The organism is Acidithiobacillus sp. (genome assembly GCF_023255755.1).
Taxonomy (GTDB): domain Bacteria; phylum Pseudomonadota; class Gammaproteobacteria; order Acidithiobacillales; family Acidithiobacillaceae; genus Acidithiobacillus.
Window position 1 is genome coordinate 1 of the sequence record NZ_JAGDVS010000132.1, and the last position, 17,777, is coordinate 17,777.

Annotated in this window: 20 protein-coding genes; 9 read left to right on the forward strand and 11 right to left on the reverse strand. The window is 54.2% G+C overall.

Going from position 1 to position 17,777, the window contains the following annotated elements:
* The first annotated feature begins 175 nt into the window (after positions 1-175).
* From Q0C48_RS09035 to Q0C48_RS09055, 5 genes are read left to right on the forward strand one after another with little or no spacing between them, the layout of a single operon-like run.
* Complete coding sequence (locus Q0C48_RS09035) at positions 176-1,369, forward strand: beta-ketoacyl-[acyl-carrier-protein] synthase family protein (protein WP_291523586.1); 1,194 nt, start codon at positions 176-178, stop codon at positions 1,367-1,369.
* Between the two features lie 17 nt (positions 1,370-1,386).
* Positions 1,387-2,193 carry a beta-ketoacyl synthase chain length factor gene (locus Q0C48_RS09040; protein ID WP_291523588.1) on the forward strand — a complete coding sequence of 269 codons (807 nt, stop codon included), beginning with the start codon at positions 1,387-1,389 and terminating at the stop codon, positions 2,191-2,193.
* Positions 2,187-2,687, forward strand: a complete 501-nt coding sequence (locus tag Q0C48_RS09045; protein ID WP_291523590.1) for a 3-hydroxylacyl-ACP dehydratase — start codon at positions 2,187-2,189, stop codon at positions 2,685-2,687. Before Q0C48_RS09040 ends, Q0C48_RS09045 begins: the two co-directional genes overlap by 7 nt.
* Positions 2,680-3,402, forward strand: coding sequence for a 3-oxoacyl-ACP reductase FabG (fabG, locus tag Q0C48_RS09050; protein WP_291523591.1), 723 nt, complete (start codon positions 2,680-2,682; stop codon positions 3,400-3,402). Before Q0C48_RS09045 ends, fabG begins: the two co-directional genes overlap by 8 nt.
* A 16-nt stretch (positions 3,403-3,418) precedes the next feature.
* Positions 3,419-4,717, forward strand: coding sequence for a cation:proton antiporter (locus Q0C48_RS09055; protein WP_291523593.1), 1,299 nt, complete (start codon positions 3,419-3,421; stop codon positions 4,715-4,717).
* A gap of 27 nt (positions 4,718-4,744) precedes the next feature.
* Here the strand turns inward: Q0C48_RS09055 and Q0C48_RS09060 are convergent, their stop codons facing one another.
* From Q0C48_RS09060 to Q0C48_RS14700, 5 genes are all read right to left on the reverse strand, one after another.
* Positions 4,745-5,509, reverse strand: a complete 765-nt coding sequence (locus Q0C48_RS09060) for a glycosyltransferase family 2 protein (RefSeq protein WP_291523595.1) — start codon at positions 5,507-5,509, stop codon at positions 4,745-4,747.
* Positions 5,509-6,285 carry a 1-acyl-sn-glycerol-3-phosphate acyltransferase gene (locus Q0C48_RS09065; RefSeq protein ID WP_291523597.1) on the reverse strand — a complete coding sequence of 259 codons (777 nt, stop codon included), beginning with the start codon at positions 6,283-6,285 and terminating at the stop codon, positions 5,509-5,511. The genes Q0C48_RS09060 and Q0C48_RS09065 overlap by 1 nt, the downstream gene beginning before the upstream one ends.
* A gap of 962 nt (positions 6,286-7,247) precedes the next feature.
* Positions 7,248-8,312 carry a hypothetical protein gene (locus tag Q0C48_RS09070; RefSeq protein WP_291523599.1) on the reverse strand — a complete coding sequence of 355 codons (1,065 nt, stop codon included), beginning with the start codon at positions 8,310-8,312 and terminating at the stop codon, positions 7,248-7,250.
* Positions 8,313-8,314: 2 nt separating this feature from the next.
* Positions 8,315-9,637, reverse strand: coding sequence for an NAD(P)/FAD-dependent oxidoreductase (locus tag Q0C48_RS09075; RefSeq protein WP_291523601.1), 1,323 nt, complete (start codon positions 9,635-9,637; stop codon positions 8,315-8,317).
* A gap of 86 nt (positions 9,638-9,723) precedes the next feature.
* The gene (locus tag Q0C48_RS14700) at positions 9,724-10,494 is read right to left on the reverse strand and encodes a polysaccharide deacetylase family protein (protein WP_366937034.1); all 771 of its coding nucleotides are present in this window, start codon (positions 10,492-10,494) and stop codon (positions 9,724-9,726) included.
* Between the two features lie 625 nt (positions 10,495-11,119).
* Here Q0C48_RS14700 and Q0C48_RS09080 point away from each other — a divergent pair.
* Positions 11,120-11,536: a ClpXP protease specificity-enhancing factor gene (locus Q0C48_RS09080; RefSeq protein ID WP_291523603.1), complete on the forward strand. Its 417-nt coding sequence runs from the start codon at positions 11,120-11,122 to the stop codon at positions 11,534-11,536.
* Positions 11,537-11,547: 11 nt separating this feature from the next.
* Complete coding sequence (locus Q0C48_RS09085) at positions 11,548-12,198, forward strand: lytic transglycosylase domain-containing protein (RefSeq protein WP_291523605.1); 651 nt, start codon at positions 11,548-11,550, stop codon at positions 12,196-12,198.
* Here Q0C48_RS09085 and Q0C48_RS09090 read toward each other — a convergent pair.
* From Q0C48_RS09090 to aroQ, 6 genes are read right to left on the reverse strand one after another with little or no spacing between them, the layout of a single operon-like run.
* Positions 12,180-12,422, reverse strand: coding sequence for a helix-turn-helix domain-containing protein (locus Q0C48_RS09090; RefSeq protein WP_291523607.1), 243 nt, complete (start codon positions 12,420-12,422; stop codon positions 12,180-12,182). The two genes, Q0C48_RS09085 and Q0C48_RS09090, sit on opposite strands and share 19 nt — an antisense overlap.
* Before the next feature lie 12 nt (positions 12,423-12,434).
* On the reverse strand, positions 12,435-13,067 hold the full coding sequence (locus tag Q0C48_RS09095; protein WP_291523609.1) for a zinc-ribbon and DUF3426 domain-containing protein: 633 nt from the start codon (positions 13,065-13,067) through the stop codon (positions 12,435-12,437).
* A 2-nt stretch (positions 13,068-13,069) separates the two neighbouring features.
* Positions 13,070-13,948: a 50S ribosomal protein L11 methyltransferase gene (gene prmA, locus Q0C48_RS09100; RefSeq protein ID WP_291523611.1), complete on the reverse strand. Its 879-nt coding sequence runs from the start codon at positions 13,946-13,948 to the stop codon at positions 13,070-13,072.
* The gene (gene accC, locus Q0C48_RS09105) at positions 13,945-15,291 is read right to left on the reverse strand and encodes an acetyl-CoA carboxylase biotin carboxylase subunit (protein ID WP_291523613.1); all 1,347 of its coding nucleotides are present in this window, start codon (positions 15,289-15,291) and stop codon (positions 13,945-13,947) included. The genes prmA and accC overlap by 4 nt, the downstream gene beginning before the upstream one ends.
* A gap of 1 nt (position 15,292) precedes the next feature.
* Complete coding sequence (gene accB / locus Q0C48_RS09110; RefSeq protein ID WP_291523615.1) at positions 15,293-15,769, reverse strand: acetyl-CoA carboxylase biotin carboxyl carrier protein; 477 nt, start codon at positions 15,767-15,769, stop codon at positions 15,293-15,295.
* A 19-nt stretch (positions 15,770-15,788) separates the two neighbouring features.
* Entirely contained in the window at positions 15,789-16,250 is a 462-nt protein-coding gene (gene aroQ, locus Q0C48_RS09115) for a type II 3-dehydroquinate dehydratase (RefSeq protein ID WP_291523617.1), read from the reverse strand.
* Between the two features lie 232 nt (positions 16,251-16,482).
* On the opposite strand from aroQ, the gene Q0C48_RS09120 reads away from it, so the two are divergent.
* Both Q0C48_RS09120 and Q0C48_RS09125 read left to right on the forward strand, forming a co-directional pair.
* A complete protein-coding gene (locus tag Q0C48_RS09120; RefSeq protein ID WP_291523619.1) occupies positions 16,483-17,340 on the forward strand; it encodes a ferritin-like domain-containing protein in 858 nt (285 codons plus the stop codon).
* Positions 17,341-17,384: 44 nt separating this feature from the next.
* Positions 17,385-17,777 (forward strand): hypothetical protein (locus Q0C48_RS09125; protein WP_291523621.1); only part of this gene is annotated, 393 nt, incomplete at its 3' end.

The window sequence follows — 17,777 nt, forward strand, 5'->3', positions numbered from 1 at the left end:
CCAATCCTATCAAAGGAATCCTGCCAAATCAGCAGGGGTAACTGCCGAATTTAGGGTGAAGGGTTTTGCCCGCGAAGGTAGCATCAGGGGGCTATGCGCTCAGCGGGTACGGGTTGACTTTTGGTCACTTCGCCATCACAATGGCGTCACTATATCACATTGATTTATAATATATATGTCCATTTTGAAGATTTCTGGCGTGACGTCTACGAGTTGCATTGGCCGAGGTTTGGAACAAACCTTGTCCGCGTTGCATGGGCGGCAGAGTGGGCTCGCGCCTTGTGCATTCCGCGACATGGTTCTCGATACCTGGGTTGGAGAAGTGGATGCCGTTGATGATGAAAAAATTCACGCAGATATGCGAGACTTCAATTGTCGTAATAACCGCCTTGCCCAACTCGCACTTTCTCAAGATGGGTTTGTAGATGCTGTTGAGGCGGCCATCGGTCGCTGGGGGCGGCGGCGCGTGGGTGTTTTCTTGGGAACGAGCACTGCTGGTATGTTACACACCGAATGGGCGTTTCGCCATCGTGACGCAGTGAATGGCCAGCTACCGGCAGAATTCGTATATGCCGGTACGCATAGCCCTTATTCCCTTACGGAGTTTGTCCGGCGTAAGCTTGGCCTTGAGGGACCCGCGGTGGCCGTTTCGTCGGCATGTTCTTCCAGTGCGAAGGTCTTCGCCTCTGCCCAGCGCATGGTGGATTGCGGTCTGATTGATGCGGCGGTGGTGGGTGGTGTGGATTCTTTGTGCGCGACGACACTCTATGGTTTCGAGTCTCTGGGTCTCTTGGCTAAAGAACCTTGTCGACCATTCAGCAACGAGCGTGCGGGCATTTCTATCGGGGAGGCGGCCGCGTATATACTCGTGGAGAGGGCGTCCGGTCCTCAGGACCGCGAGGCGGTCTGGTTGCTCGGTGTCGGCGAATCGAGTGATGCCTATCATATGTCCTCGCCACATCCACAGGGCCTGGGTGCGCGCCTGGCTATGGAGCGCGCACTGGCCTCTGCAGGATTGGGTCCTGAGCATATTGATTATATTAATCTGCACGGTACTGGCACCGTGGCGAATGATGCGGCAGAGGCAATCGCTATAGCGAATGTCTTCGGTACGGCAACACCATGTAGCTCTACGAAGGGGGCTACGGGCCATACGTTGGGTGCCGCCGGTGCCCTGGAAGCCGCCATATGCGTATTGGCCATTCAAAATGGCTTTATGCCGTCGAGTCCGCATATCGGACAACAGGATCATACGATGGAAATTAACTATATCTCCCAAAATCAAAGAGGTCCGATCTCCACAGTGTTAAGTAATTCATTCGGTTTTGGTGGCAGTAACTGCAGCCTGATTTTTGGCCGTCCCATTTAACGAACCGGAGTTTTGCTATGCATCCTGTGTATGTGGAGGGCATTGGTGTGTTGGGGCCGGGCATCCAAAGCTGGCAAGAGGCCGTATATTTGCTGAAGGGTGAACATACTTATCTACCCAGAAAAACGATATTATCGCCGCCGGAATCCTTACCCCCGGCAGAACGACGCCGCGCCAGCAGAGGGGTCATGGCCGCACTGCAGGTGGGATATGAGGCCTGCGCCATGGCGGGTGTCTTACCTGCAGAGTCCGCATCGGTGTTTGCGTCTTCGGGTGGCGATGGGGATATCTGCAACGCCATTTGTTCCGCGATGGCCGCAGGCGACCACCTGATATCGCCCACCCAGTTTCACAATTCCGTGCATAACGCGATTTCTGGTTACTGGGGTATTGCGACGGGCGCGATGGCGCCATCGTCTGTGGTGAGCGCCTATGATGGGAGTTTTGCGGCTGGCCTGTTAGAAGCCGTGTCGCTGCTGCTGACGCTCCGTACCCCCGTGTTGCTGGTGGCCAGTGATCAGGATTATCCCTTCCCGCTATACGCCGCTCGCCCGGTACCCGATATTTTTGCGGTTGCGCTGTTATTGACGGTAACGCCGCTGCCCGGTAAATCGCTGGCGCAGATCCGGATTGCTGGCGATATGCCCTTTGCCGAGCGGCCTGGGCAAGCGATGTCCGACGTGCTGCTTGACGATCTCGCTAGAGCTATCCCCGCGGCGCGTTGTCTGCCGCTGCTGCAATCCATCGCAAGGCGCGATACCGGAAATATCGTATTGGAGTATTTGCCTTCTCAATATCTGGTGCTTGAAGTGGCACCGTGTTGATAGGTCGTCAGTGGATCTCCGATCACATTCCGCATAAAGGCAATATGCTCTTACTGGATTGCGTAGAGCGCTGGGATGACGAACAGATTCTCTGTATCGCGAGCAGCCATCGGAGCGCAAGCAACCCATTGCGTGTAGGTGGGCGGCTGGGGGCGGTTTGCAGTGTCGAATATGCGGCACAGGCCATGGCTGTACATGATGCATTAGTGTGGAAGAAAAGGGGAGATGGTCCCCAAGTGGCCGGTGCTGGTTACATCGCGAGTGTCCGAGAATTATGTATGGAAATAACGCGCCTCGACGATATCGATGGCGATTTGGCGGTCAGTGCAACAAGACTTGCGGCCCACAGCAGTTTGCTTTACAACTTCGTTATTTCCACTGACCGACGTATGCTCGTTAAAGGTCGGATCATTATTTTTGTGGAGCCGGACGCGCTGGAAAACAGCCAATCGCCAGAATCTGTGGCGGCCAAACAGGAAGCCCCAGATGTGTAAACGTGCCTTGGTGACGGGCGGGAGCGGTAGCATTGGTGCCGCTATCTGCCAAAGGCTGGCCGCAGATGGCTTTGACGTCATTATTCACACCCATCGTAACCTGACAAAAGCCACCGCTTTGGCGGTGTCCATCAGAGACGCAGGAGGTCGCGCAGTGGTGTCTGCCTTCGATATCACTGACCGCGAGACGACGACTCAGGCCGTGCAGGAGTTGATTGTATCGGGGCCGATACAGGTTTTGGTCAATAACGCCGGAATCCACGATGATGCGGCTTTTCCAGGGCTCAGTCCGCAGCAGTGGCAGGAGGTCATAGATGTTTCGTTGAACGGCTTTTTCCATGTTACGCAGGCCGTGTTGATGCCCATGATCCGCACCCGCTGGGGACGGATCATTAATATCACCTCCGTGGCAGCGCTTATGGGGAATCGCGGACAAGTAAATTACGCAGCAGCGAAAGGTGCCTTACACGCCGCTACCAAATCGCTCGCGTTGGAAGTGGCCAATCGGGGTATTACCGTCAATGCCGTTGCGCCCGGTATTATCGCCACGGAAATGAGTGCGCAGGCTTTTGATGCTGCGCGTATCACCCAGGTGGTGCCCATGGGGCGGGCGGGGCAACCGGCCGAAGTTGCCGATCTTGTGGGTTTCCTGGCCTCAGAAAAAGCGGCTTACATCAGCGGGCAGATTATATCGGTCAATGGTGCCATGGTATGAACATAGAAACAATCTTATGACTATTGGCAACCCTATTTCAGATTTGGCAACCCAACAATCTGAACGTCTCATATTTTTTACCCTGGCACAACTCTGCATTATTATTTTGGCCGCGCGCCTCGCGGGAAACTTTGCTGTCAGAATAGCGCAGGCCGCTGTTGTTGGGGAAATTATTGCGGGCATTCTGTTGGGTCCTTCATTATTTGGCTGGATAATGCCAGTTCCTTTTCATTGGGTCTTCCATTCTACTCCGTCAGGGCCGTTAGATATCCTTTCACAGTTGGGCCTCATCTTACTGATGTTTCAGGTCGGTCTGGAATTTGATTTTTCGCATCTTAAGGAAAAAACCAATCGTCGTGTAGTGTTATGGATAGCGATGGCTAGCCTGTTGTTACCATTCGCTACGGGTTTTGGCGTGGGCTTCATGAGCGCTCCTCTGCTTTCTCCGGAGGCGAATCGCTGGGTCTCGGCGCTATTTGTGGCTACCGCTTTTTCCATTACGGCTGTTCCTGTTCTCGGTCGAATAATGATGGAACTGGGCATAACGAAATCTCGACTTGGTGTGATCGCCATCAGCGCTGCGGCGATAAATGACGTGGTGGGCTGGTTGCTGCTCGCGCTGGTTACGGCCTTGGCACTTGCGCAATTTCAATTTTCCCTGTTTTTGGCCAAGGTATTTTTTGTTCTTTTGTTCGTTTTTGCATGGTTTGTTTTTGTTCGCCCACTCATGAAATGGGCTGTCCGCTACTTTAACGCCGAGCATGAGATATCTGCGACTTTTCTGGGGATTGTTTTAGTAAGCATATTCATCTCGGGTATGATTACTTCAGCGTTAGGAATATTTACGATTTTTGGGGCGTTTGTCATGGGCGTCATATTGTATGACGAAGCCACTTTTGCCAAATTATGGCAAGAACGTATTGCCCCCTTCGTTTTGGTTTTTTTTCTGCCAATATTTTTTACCTATACCGGCTTGCGAACTAATATTGCTGCGCTCGATGGCGTGGGCCTGTGGATTTGGTGTGGTTTAATATTGATATTGGCGACGATCTCTAAGTTTGCTGGCGTGTATGCTGCCGCGCGGATTTCAGGATTAAATCATCATCAGGGGAAAATAATTGGGGTCATGATGAATACCAGGGCACTCATGGAGCTTATTGTCATTAACGTGGGTTATGATATGGGGGCTATTTCGGAGAAGGTTTTTACCATGCTGGTCATTATGGCGATTGTGAGCACCGTTGTCACAACGCCGCTGTTGCGGCGCTGGTTACCCCATGCGCATGGGCAAAATGGGGAGGTCGTGTCTACTTAAAAATGTTGAATAGTGGGGCATAGACAGCTAATGTTGGTGCCGTATTCGGCGCGCTAATAACCTAGGCAGGCGTATTATGAAGCCGAAAAATAAGCGGGTGTGCATCCAAGTTAACAGAACGTTATCACGCAGATAATGAAAATGAGAAACCCCGCCATCGCTGGTCTCAAAATAACGAACGGGTGCCGGTAAATTGATAATACGGATTCCCATCCAGGACATTCGTACAGCGGCTTCGGGATCGAAGTCGAAACGCCGCATCCAGCGCTGTTTGTGCATGAGGCGCTGCAGGGGGGCTATGGGATAAACGCGAAAGCCAAACAGGGAGTCGCCAATACCCTCGCCTAACGTTTCTAGATTGGCCCACCAGTTAGATATCTTGCGACCTTTTACCCGAAGCGGGGGGGCGCTGGCATCAAAAATCGGTACGCCGAGGATCATAGCGTCAGGGTTGTGGACCGATGCCTGCATAAATGCGGGAACCGCCCCGGCAGGGTGCTGACCGTCAGAGTCCATCGTCAACACGTGGGTATAACCCTGTAACTGGGCTTGCTCCAAGCCAAATAGTATGGCTTCTCCTTTGCCGCGGTTGCGGGAGAGGAGGAGAATACGCAATCCACTATCTAGGCGCGCTAATTCCTGGAGGCCCATGGTAGTGCCGTCTGTGCTGCCGTCCACGACGATCCAGACAGGGTTCCAATGCTGACGCGCCGCAGTCACGGTTTCATACACCTTAGGCCCGGGGTTGTAGCTCGGAATAATCAATAAGTGGGTGCTGGAGGATTGTTCCATTACGATTCATCTGCAGCCGCTGTTGGTGGTAAGGGGTTGCTTGCCAGAGCTGCCTGGAAATAGGTCTCCAGTTCCGCCATAGTACGGCGTACGTCCGTTGGTGGGTCGAAGCGGCGGCCTATCTCTATACGGTAATGAATAGGCATGGCCGGCTTGCGAAAGAAGGGCCATCCCTTACCGAGAAAGGGAGAATCCGCGGTGATTAATATGGTTTGAATGGGGACATGGGCCTGCTTGGCAATCAGCGCAATGCTGCCCCGTATGGCGCCAATTGGCAGAGGATGACTTCGTGTGCCTTCTGGGAAAAGGAGTAAATGACTGCCACCACGTAGTTCCTCGACGGCAAGGTGAAGCATGTGGCGTAAGGCGTCATTACGAATGTAACAGGCCAAGCGCGCACCGGCGCCAAAGAATGGATTATCTACCAATTCCGCTTTCATAATGCATGCCAGGCGCGGCATGCGCGAAAGGATCATAACCGCGTCGAGTAGTGAGGGATGATTTGGTGCGATGACCATCGGTGATTCATCATTGAGTGCGTCGAGTGCACTAATATCAAAATGGCAAGCACCCATAACGGATAAGGCCCGCAAATAACGCCTAAACCCCATGGAAATAACCCATCGCCCCGTTAACTTCCGCCACTTTGTTGGAAGTATAGTGTTCATGGGTAGCGCAAAAATAGACCAAAAAAGACTAATGCCTGCCAAGAGCGCGAGACCAACGTAGAATACTACGTATTCCCGGGCAGAGCGTATTTTATCAAAAACGCTCATGGGATAGAGATATTGATCGCGAGGGTCTGGCCTGCAACAGTACCCGGTTAGCATGTATCTGCATGGATGTCTGCCCCTTAGTCTGTATGCAGTCCAACATTGACGCTGCCCTGGGCAAAGGTAATTATCTTAAATAAATTACCAGATTTTCTTATCTTCTATCACGAGTAACAATTTGTGTCAACAGCTTCGCGATTTGTGCTGAAGCCGTTGATTTCCGGTCGGTATGATTTACAACGAGACCTTGTCTTTTTTACGGGGTGTTCGTGTCCACCGTTATTATAAGCAAAGTATCCGTTGATCCAAATCGAGAGTTGTTGTCATAAGTAACGACACCCTGGCCCTTATAAGACGCTTCTGTACGGCGAGTATCTCCGCCAAAGTAGAATGGAATAAATTGCTTGCCAGCAATGTGGCTCAATATGTGGTCTGGAAAACCGATCAGTTGCTCGACCTGGCGTCGGGACATGCCTACCTCCAATTTGGAGAATGGAGAATGGAGAATGGCGAACCGGGAGCGGGGAGGACCCTGATTTTTGTGGTAGTGGTGACCGGTACCGAGGCTGTGTTGGCCGTAGGGGCTAGCGCTACTGCGCCGGCCTGGGGTGCTGGAGTAATCGATGCAGGCCGATGCTCTCCTGGGTTGCGCAGCCAATCAGTCCCGAGGCCAGGCAAGTGACAGATAATAGTTTGAGGGCATTCATGATTGGTTTTATTATTATTTCTCCGATGTGGGATGTTAAATGGTGCTCAATCTAAAGCTGTCAATTAGGGCTTAATCAGTCGGTATGTTCAGCCAATCATTTTTCCACGAGAAGGTCGTGAAGGATCAGTCTACCAGTAAGATACAAAAAGGTAAATTACCAAAATCTAAAGATGTGCTTTGTAAATAGTCATATCGTGACAGGATTCTAATGCCGTTATTGTGGTGTTATCTAAATAGATGCCGTACTTTTTGAATTTTATAGATGCACGACACCGCCGGTGGCCTCGATCTCAACGAGGAGCTCAGCTCTGCAGATGTCAGCCTGGATATATAGCGTTTCCACAGGCGGCGCGATAAGCCGATTCAGCTCTGTCTGGATAATGGTTAAGTCTGCGGTATTGCGGAAATAGACACGATAGTTCAGTGTGTTTAATTTATGTAAATGATTCCCAGCGACGCGATTCGCTTCATCGATAACCGCGGAAATGTTCCGTATGCTTTCCTTAGTTTGTGCGGCGACATCGTCGATGTGCAAGGTGTTATGTCCAACAATGCTTGCGGTTCCAGAAATAAATAAGACATGTTGCCGATCGAGATTAAGCCAGCCGCCGCGCGAGAAGGTGGGGCTGCATGGCCCATATTTTTTGGGGTAGCAATAGGCGCTAATCTGTCGGGGATTTTCCAGAGCTACAGATTTGTGCTGCCCGGCGAGAAAGTGTACGACTAAGTTTTCGGTGGATGTTCCTACGGCACTCGCGGCGGGGATGCTGCTTTCTTCGGCAAGTCGGTTGTGGGCAATAAACGCACTTTGGCGTCCAACATTGAACTGGCGATAGTGTTCCAAGCCGTGCGTGGTGCCATTGATATCGGGTAGAAAATTCCAGACGCGTAGCAGGTGAGGATGCCCGATGTGTTGAAGGAGGTTGAATATTTGTTGGTAGGCTTCTTGAGCACACGACTGAATGGGAGGGGGGCTGACGTCGTCGCCATCTCCTGTAAATGTTGTTATAGCCAGGGTAATGCTGCCCAAAGTAAGGGTTGCGCTACGCCGATAGCATATATCCAAATAGTGTCCGGGAACCACAGTCTGTGTCGTACTCCAGATTTCACAGACATCAGATCCGCAAATGGTCAGGGGTGTTTTTAGAAATCCACTATTATGGTTGGTGCCGATCCCTGACGTGAGCTGGCTGTTGAACAGAACGATACCGAGAATATTTTTTGTTCGCAGCGCGTCATTGTTTAATGCCTCTGCTGCGGGCGCATAAGTAAGCGTAAGCTGCGTGCCAGTGGTTCTTGTCATGACGTTATCTAAGCTCATGGTTAAATCTTGATATCCTCCTTTCGCTTTTTGTGTGCCGCCCAAGAACGGCTGAAGTACCGTATCGACGTTATATGATAGATCATCTTAAAGATTATTAAAGAGGTCCAAATCGGTGTTTTATTAAATATATCCCCCGCGAGAACGGATAGTACGGCTTCTTTGGTTCGTACTAGGTTACGGGGCTGCATAAACATATCGCGCATGGTGGGCTGTGTAATACGGTAAATAAACCAGGAGAATACCCTGCCTCCGTGCCGAACTTTCCGGTCAAAGCGACGCAGTGCGGCGGCGGCGCGTTTCGGCTGCCGAAGGCAAGTATCAATAGTATCCGTACCGACAAATGCGCTTTGCATGGCGAGCATGACGCCCGATGAAAAGACGGGATCGTAAAATGCGAACGCATCACCCAGCATGAGATAATTAGCCCCATGGGTCTGATTGCAGATATAGGAGTAGTTGCCAGTAGCATCGACATCGGTCACGCGTTGTGCGTCCGCTAAGCGCTCCGCCAGCTCGGGAGACATGGCGATAGTCTCAGCGAAGAAATCTTCTATGGACTTTTTTCGTGTCTTGAGATAATAGGGCCACACGACCGCGCCTACACTGGTCGTTCCGTCGGCTAACGGGATGAACCAAAACCATCCGTGTGCAAACCAGAATATCGAAATATCGCCCTCCTCGCGGCCGATGAGGCGATGTGCGCCGCGGAAGTGCGCATAAAGGGCGGAACTATTATGTTTTGGATTATTACGTTTGGTCTGGAAAAGTGTTCCGAGAAAGGTATCTCTACCGGACGCATCAACCAGGAAACGTGTCTGCCATGTTTCTTTCGAGCCGTCCTCGCGGAGGGCGTGAACTACGACACCTTTTCCGTGTGGTAAAAATTCGACTGACTGGGCACGGCACCCCTCAATCGTTTCCGCGCCCTTTTTCTGCGCGTTACGAAAAAGAATATCATCAAAGTCCGCGCGTCTTACCTGATAAGCCATGGGCATGGACTTGTCCCATGCATCGGCAAATATGAAGCTTTGCCTTTTCCCCGCATGATAGGGCGAGTTGAATTCCGCACCCCATTTTTTCATCCCGATACGATCTACCTCATCGGCAACACCCAATTGGTGCAACAGGGGTAAATTGGCCGGGAGCAGTGACTCGCCTATATGGAATCGTGGATGGTGTGCTTTTTCTAGTATGGTTATTTGGTAGCCACGCTCTGCGAGCAGTGCGCCGATTGTCGAACCTGCCGGTCCGCCACCAATAACCAGAACGTCACATTCGTGTGTCGCAAGACGTTCGCCTGATACCTGTTGTTCTTTGGCCATCTACCGTTCCCTCAGTTGCGCTGTCTATAAAAACTACACTGACCGGTTAACTCAGAGTATTCATCGATGATCTGTGATCACCGCAATCACTTGTACTGGTTTGGCTGCCTATCTGTGGGGAGCGTTTGGATATCCGTAAATATCGTCGATAAAGACACGCTATGTAGTTTCTTATGCTTACAGAGTTCCAGCAGTCTGGGTAACACATCTAGCACTACTGCGTGGCCAGTTGTTGCGCGCCTCGAGTTGCCGTCATGCAGTAACAATATATCACCGGCGGCCAGATTGCGGCTGAGCCGACGGAATACCGTGTCAGGATTTCGACATGTTGTGTCGTATCCACGTCGAGTCCAGGCGACGTGTCGCAGGGACATCCTCCGCAATACCCCTCCCAAGAATGGACTGCGGAAGCCAAAAGGAGCGCGAAAGAAACGTGGTGCGATTCCATGTGTCGCGGCTTCGATCATTTTTTGTGTTTTAGAAATTTCATTCTCCAATAAATTTGGGCTGCCGAACGCGAAGAACGTATGGTGGCGATAACTGTGATTCTCTACGCTGTGGCCTCTACGAATTATTTCGGCGACTAAGTCCGGGTACACAGCAACTTTCTCACCAATGCAAAAAAAAGTGGCTTTGGCGTTATGTAGGTCTAGGTGATCTAGTATTTGAGGGGTTATCTCTTCATGTGGTCCGTCGTCGAAGGTGAGAGCAATTTCGCGGCGTGCAATAGCGGTTTGAGGTAAGCTGACCAAATTTGGGCTGATCAATTTGCAACGGGGGCAAAGGACTAGCATGGCAAGCACGACCTGGCTGAATATTATACTCGCCGACATACATAGTATGATCGTTTCTAGCATGAGTTGATATATTCTCTTTGCAGACTCTGTGAGCTATTGTGGCAACATAGGTTATCTCTCTTTCAGCAAAGAGTCACTCACCGAGCCAATGACGGCCCCAACGAGCGCGCTAACGGCCGGCCCTCGCCAAGCCTGCCCAACCGCCGCGCCGCCGAGACCTCGTCCGCTCTATAGCCTGCTGCCCAAGAGTTCTCTACCCGCGCCTCTGCATCTTGCAGGATGGCCGTGCAGCCGGATGGCTCCCGCACCAGCGGGGCCGATCACCAAAGCGCACGCGTTATGCCTCATATTTTAGAGATTGCTGTAACCGAGGTGTGATATTTTTTTGAATGTACCCAAATGGTCTGCTCTGCGAGATTTTTACGAAAATCGTGTTAAAACATGTAGATATGTTATAGTGATCCTGGTGCTGGGGGGGTAGTGCAGTTGCCTGATCCTACCGTCTGCATCTGAGCTATCTTGAGAATTCCGAAAAATCGTCTATAAACACTATACGGACGAGTGTAGATATAGCACTGATAGGATCAGACTTCATGTCTTTAGGTCTGTACCGCCCAGGTAGCTGAGATATTCTCTCCCGAACGAGTTTCAGTTGCTGAACGCTGATGATGATGGAGAACAAAAATTGTTACCTGAAAGTGCTAAGCCCTATCTGCTCAATGCCGTCTATCAGTGGTGCGTGGACCAGGGACATACGCCGTATATTCTGGTGGTCGTGGCTTATCCGGGAGTTTCTGTCCCGAGCGGCTACGAAAAGGATGGACGGATGATTCTTGATGTCTCGCCGCGCGCTTGCCACAGTCTCAGCATGGCGGACGACTGGATTTCTTTTAACGCCCGCTTTGGTGGGGTCGCCCGCACGGTGGATGTACCGATGGCGGCTGTGGCGGCGATTTACGCTGCGGAGACGCAGGAGGGGATCGGTTTTGCCGATCCCGAAATCCCAACCACACCGCCGCCGTCCCGGGAAAGGGGCGCTGTTGAGAACGCGGATACCTCCTCAGGTAAGCCCGAGCGCCCGTCACTGCGGGTAGTGAAGTGAGGGTTGGCCTGATGCTCGGTGCGATGCTATTCCTTTGCGGAAGCACGGCGGAAGCCAATATTTACGCCTATACCGATAGCAGCGGGGTGGTGCATCTGACCAACGTGCCTGCCGGGAATGACAAGTACCGGATGGTGATGCGGACGCCGAAAATGGCGGTAGCCGTGGCGCGCGCGGATTTTAATAGGTTGGCCAGGGCGCATTATCAGGCGCTGATTCAGGCGGCGGCTAGCCGTTACGGGGTCAGTCCGGCGCTGATTAACGCCGTGATTAGCGCCGAGTCCGGTTATAATGCGGGGGCGGTTTCACCCAAGGGTGCGATCGGGTTGATGCAACTCATCCCGGCGACGGCTGATCGTTTCGGGGTGGCGAATTCGTTCAGTCCGGCTGATAACATCAACGGTGGCACGGCGTATCTGGCCCATTTGCTGCGTGTATTTAGTGGGGACCTGAAACTGGCCGTAGCCGCCTACAACGCGGGATCGAAGGCCGTGATCCGGGCGGGTTATCATATTCCGCCCTTTACAGAGACCCAGGCTTACGTGCCGCGGGTACTCGCGTATTATCAGCAGTACCTGAATGGCAGCGGCAATGTGGCCGGTGCGAACCCGCAATCGGTGGCGAACGCCGCTCCGCAGTGGATTCAGGTATCTAATCCGTAGGCTTGTAGCTTCTTACGCAGGGTGTTGCGATTGATGCCTAGCCACTGGGCGGCCATGCCGCGTTGTCCACTACAATGCTGCAGTGTGTTGGCGAGCAGGGCACGTTCCACTTCGTCTATTATCAGTGCGTGCAAGTTGCTGGGTACTTCGCCCTGTAAATCCGCCAAATAGCGGTCCATAACGAACGTCACACAATCGCCCAGAGACATGTCGGTAGATTCCATGGTCAAACCTCCTCAGGAGCGGCTGAGGAGGGTGACTTGGTAACCGGCAGCGGCCGTCAATGCGGGGCTGCTGAGTGTAAATGGTACCGCAGTGCCGGGAACAAATCCGGCGCTGGCATGGAATTCTCCGCTCAGGTATTGCGTTGCAGTAAAATGCAGGTGGGCAATGGGTGCGCCATAGACATTGCTGAGGGTGACTTCGATCACTGGGTAGGCCTGGACTTTGTTGGCCACATTTTCGATGCTGCCGGTGATGCGCGCCAGGCGATCCCCAACCGGGGTAACCTGACTGTTTAAAATACGGATGTCTTTGTTAGGGCCTGGCCATGGAATAGTGATATCCAGTTGTTCTGCGCCATTCAGCAGGACGCGGCGTACCGGCGCGCTGGTGGCGGCGTAACTGTAGCTGCGTGTCCACCAAAGTGCCTGTCCAATCAGGGCGATAATCAGCAGGATAATGGCCAGGATGAGCAGAAGTCTACCCAGACGGCGCCCCAGGCTGCTACCGGCACGCGTATGCTCTGCGGCGACATCTATATGGAAGAGTTGTTGGCAGACGCTGCATTTCGCTTGATAGTGATGCTCACGCAGGGCGTTACCATCCGTGGCGAAGGTCGATTCACAGCGGGGGCAGGTGATTTCCATGGTCATACTCCGATTTTGCGCTGGCCATAGAGGAGCGACCAGTCTTCTTCGTGTTGCGGGGCGGCGAGATCGAAATAGGGTTTATAGGCGGCGTTAATCTCCGCTTCCTGATGGTGCAGGATGCCGGATAGCGCGATCCAGCCTCCTGGACGGACAGAGTGAGCCAAGGTGGGCGCGAGGGCCAACAAGGGGGTCGCCAGAATGTTGGCGACCAGGATGTCGGCAATGGGCAAACTGGCGTTTTCCGGTAGTGCGAGCTGCAGGCCGGTACTGACGCCGTTGCTTTCAGCATTGGCGGCGGCTACCTGCAGCGCAACGGGGTCCGTATCGACGCCGAACGCCTGGTCGACACCCAGCAGCAGCCCGGCGATAGCCAGGATGCCGGAGCCGCAACCGTAATCGATAAGGCTTTCGCCCCCGCAGATCTGCGCGTCCAGGAAACGCAGGCAGAGAGCCGTGGTGGCGTGGGCGCCGGTGCCAAAGGCCTGGCCGGGGTCGAGATGCAGCACGCGAGTGGCGTCGGCGGGCGCCGCATCCCAACTGGGGGCTACCCAGAGGCGACCGAAGCAGCGTGCCGGGAAGGCGGCCTGCGTTGCCGCTACCCAGTCTTGTTCCTCCAGCGGGGTGAACTGTGCTGCGAATCGCTGCCAGTCATTGTCGCTGACCAGCCTTTGCAGGGCCGCTTCACTATGGTCGTCGGCAGCAAATAAGGCCTGGCACTGGCTGTTCTGCCAGATCAGGCCTTCATCGAACACGGCTTCACCGTCATCGCCTTCAAGAAAGGTGACGGCTTCTGCCCCAGCATCCAGCAATTGCGCCTCGATGGCTGTCGCGGCTGTCGCGGGGACGCGCATGTCGAGCTGCCACCAGGCGATTTTCATAGGGCGAGCAAGGCCTCCAGATAGTGGATATGCACCCCGCCTGCGGCGTACTGGGCCTCTTCCAGGACTCGCCGGTGCAAGGGAATGTTGGTCTGAATACCCTCAATGGTGGTCTCGCGCAGGGCACTGCGCATACGCATGTTGGCTTCCTCTCGGTCGCCTCCGAAAGCGATAATTTTGCCGATCATGGAGTCGTAGAAGGGCGGCACTCGATAACCCGCATAAATGTGACTGTCGACCCGTATTCCCGGCCCGCCGGGTGGATGCCAGGCGGTGATTTGTCCCGGAGAGGGTACGAAACGCTCCGGGTCTTCGGCATTGATGCGGCACTCGATGGCGTGACCGCTGAGTACAACGTCTTCCTGCCGAATCCCGAGAGGCAGACCTGCTGCGATACGGATTTGCGCCTTGACGATGTCGATGCCGGTAATCAGCTCCGTGACCGGGTGCTCGACCTGCAGGCGTGTATTCATTTCAATGAAATAGAAGGTCTGGCTGCCCGGATCGTAGAGAAACTCGATCGTGCCGGCGCCCCGATAGCCCATATCCTCGCAGGCGAGGACTACCGATGCGCCGATTTCAGCCCGCTGGGCGGCACTGATACCGGGGGCTGGCGCTTCTTCGATGACTTTCTGGTGGCGGCGCTGCACCGAGCAGTCCCGTTCACCCAGATGGACGCAATGGCCATGGGCATCGCAGAGTATCTGAAACTCGATATGGCGCGGCGTCTCCAGGAACTTTTCCATGTACAGGGTGGGGTTGCCAAAGGCCTTGCCCGCCTCGGCGCGGGTCAGATTGGCGGCGTTGATGAGGTGCGCTTCCGTATGCACGACCCGCATACCGCGACCACCACCACCACCGGCGGCCTTGAGAATGACCGGATAACCGATCTCGCGGGCGAGGGCTTTGAGGGCCTCGTTATCGTCGGGTAGCGGTCCATCGGAGCCCGGCACACAGGGTACGCCAGCCTTCTTCATCGCCGTCTTGGCGGCAATTTTGTCGCCCATCAGGCGGATGGTTTCGGCACGTGGCCCAATGAAGGCAAATCCACTTTTTTCAACCCGTTCGGCGAAGTCGGCATTTTCCGAAAGGAAGCCGTAGCCAGGATGAATCGCTTCGGCATCGGTCACTTCGGCGGCGGCAATCACGGCGGGAATATTCAGATAACTTTTGTCGCTGGGCGCCGGGCCGATGCACACCGACTCGTCGGCGAGTTTGACATGCAGAAGATCGCGATCCGGCTCGGAGTGGACGGCGACGGTGCGGATGCCTAGTTCGCGGCAGGCGCGCTGAATGCGCAGGGCGATCTCGCCGCGGTTGGCAATGAGGATTTTTTCGAACATCTCAATTCTCGGGAGCAATGATGAACAAGGGTTCACCATATTCGACGGGCTGGCCATTGCCGGCGAGAACCTTGATCACTTTTCCGGAGATGTCAGCCTCAATTTCGTTGAGCAACTTCATGGCTTCGATGATGCAGAGGGTTTGGCCCGCCTTAATGATGCTGCCTTCTTCCACAAAGGGCGCGGCTTCGGGGGAGGCGGCGCGGTAAAAGGTGCCGACCATCGGGGATTTGATCATGTAGCCTTGGGGTGGCTGCTCAACGGCGGCTGCAGAAGGTGCTGCGGCTGGTGCGATGGCCGGGGTCGGAACTGCAGCGGCCATCGGTACGGGTTGGGTGTAGGTGACGCTGGGTGCGGTGTGGGTTGGTGCGATGTGCCGGGTGATGCGGACTTTGCTATCACCCTCCACCACTTCTATTTCATCAATGGCACTCTTTTCAAGCAGTTCAGCCAGGCGGCGGATGAATTGAATATCCATGCTCTTTCCTTGGTATCAGTTATGGATTATGGCGCTTCAGACGCCGATGAATGGCATCCAGCGCCAGAAAATATCCGTCTGCACCCAGTCCCGCGATGACACCCTGGGCGAGATCGGAGAAATAGGAGTGACGGCGGAACGCTTCCCGGGCATGGATGTTGGACAAATGCACTTCAATAAAGGGGATCTGGACGGCGGCCAGCGCATCACGCAGGGCGACACTGGTATGGGTGAAGGCCGCGGGGTTGATGATGATGTATGTGACACCCTGCCGGGCCGCATCCTGAACCGCGTCGATCAGTATGTGTTCGGCGTTACTCTGCAGACTGTGTAGCCGCCAGCCCCATCCCTGCGCGTGCGTTTGCATCCCGGCATCGATTTCAGCGAGGGTGGTCTGCCCGTAATGACCGGGCTCGCGGCTACCCAGCAGATTCAGATTCGGGCCATGCAGTACAAGGATATGGGGAGAAGATGCAGCCATAGATTCCGCGCGACACTAGGTATATCTGGCGAAGTCTGCCGCAAATGGCCGGATAAATCCAGGTCGTTCGTGCCTGGGGCGGATGCGAGGGGAAATAAAACGGGGCCATCGCCCAATGCGGGGATTTGGCGTACAATGCCAAAATTGTATATACGAAGCTTCGCGGGTGTTGCCGCAAGGTTTGATGTGCCCAGGCACGCATTATTGAGCACGCCAGAGAGGTTGGTTCGCCATGTTATACCCCGAGTTGTTCAAATCGCTGGAGGCCGCGCGCTGGAACATGGCCACGGATATCCCCTGGGAGCAGTTTGACCGTACCCTGGTCAGTGATGAGCAGTTGCGCACGATCAAGATGAATGCGGTCACCGAGTGGTCGGCACTCCCGGCGACGGAGATGTTTCTCCGCGACAACCGGAACGACTCCGATTTTTCGGCCTTCATGTCCATCTGGTTCTACGAAGAGCAGAAGCATGCCCTGGTGCTCATGGAATACTTGCGCCGCTTCGCGCCGGAATATCTGCCGACGGAAGAAGAGCTGCACAATGTGCGCTTTGAATTTGATCCGGCGCCGGCGATGGAAACCCTCATGCTCCATTTTTGCGGCGAAATCCGCCTGACACACTGGTATAAATGTGCGGCGCAGTGGCATAGCGAGCCGGTGATCCGCTCGATTTATGAGGTACTATCCAAGGACGAGGCGCGGCACGCGGGTATTTATCTGAAATATATGCGGCGCGCCATTGACCGCCTCGGGGACAGTGCGCGTCTGGCTTTTGCCAAGATCGGTGTGCTCATGGCCAACACCAAGACGGCGAAGGCATTGCATCCCACCAATCTCCATGTGAACAAGGCGATGTATCCCGAGGATAGCGTGCAGAGTCATCTTCCGGACCCAGGCTGGCTGGAGCAATGGCTGGATACCCAGATTCATTTCGACGCGATTTGGGAGGGCAAGGTGGTCAATGGCATTTTGCGCAACCTTTCTGCTTTGCTCGAAACACCCATTCAGAGTGTCAGGGACCTCAGCCGTTACCGCAAGGTGATAAGCGCCGCCGACCGTGATGCTTCTGGGCATCTGGTTGTGGGCTGATCACGCTGGCGAACGAGGGCTGTGTTACCGGGTATAAGAGGAAAATGACGGAAGATCCATGGTGGACCCTTACCCTGGATGCCCGGTTGCAGTGGGCATTGAGTCCGGAATTGCCAGAAGTGTACCGGCCGTTTCTGTTGACTGAGCAGTGGATGCAGACCCGCTGCTATTTTGCCCGCCGTGCGGACCTGCGGTTGGATGAGGTAGCGGTGCTGGCAGCGGATGGGGACTACGTTATCCGCCTGTGTATTGCGAAAAGGCCGGATTTAACGGCAGAACAGGTGGGGGTTTTTTGTCAGGATCACGCCCCTAACGTGCGCTATGCCATCGCCCGCAATCCATTGCTGACGCAAGTTCAGCGTATGCAGTTGCTGACGGATGCAGACGAGCTGGTGCGACAGGCAGCGGCTAAGGGGCCGCGGCCGAGCAAAGAACGC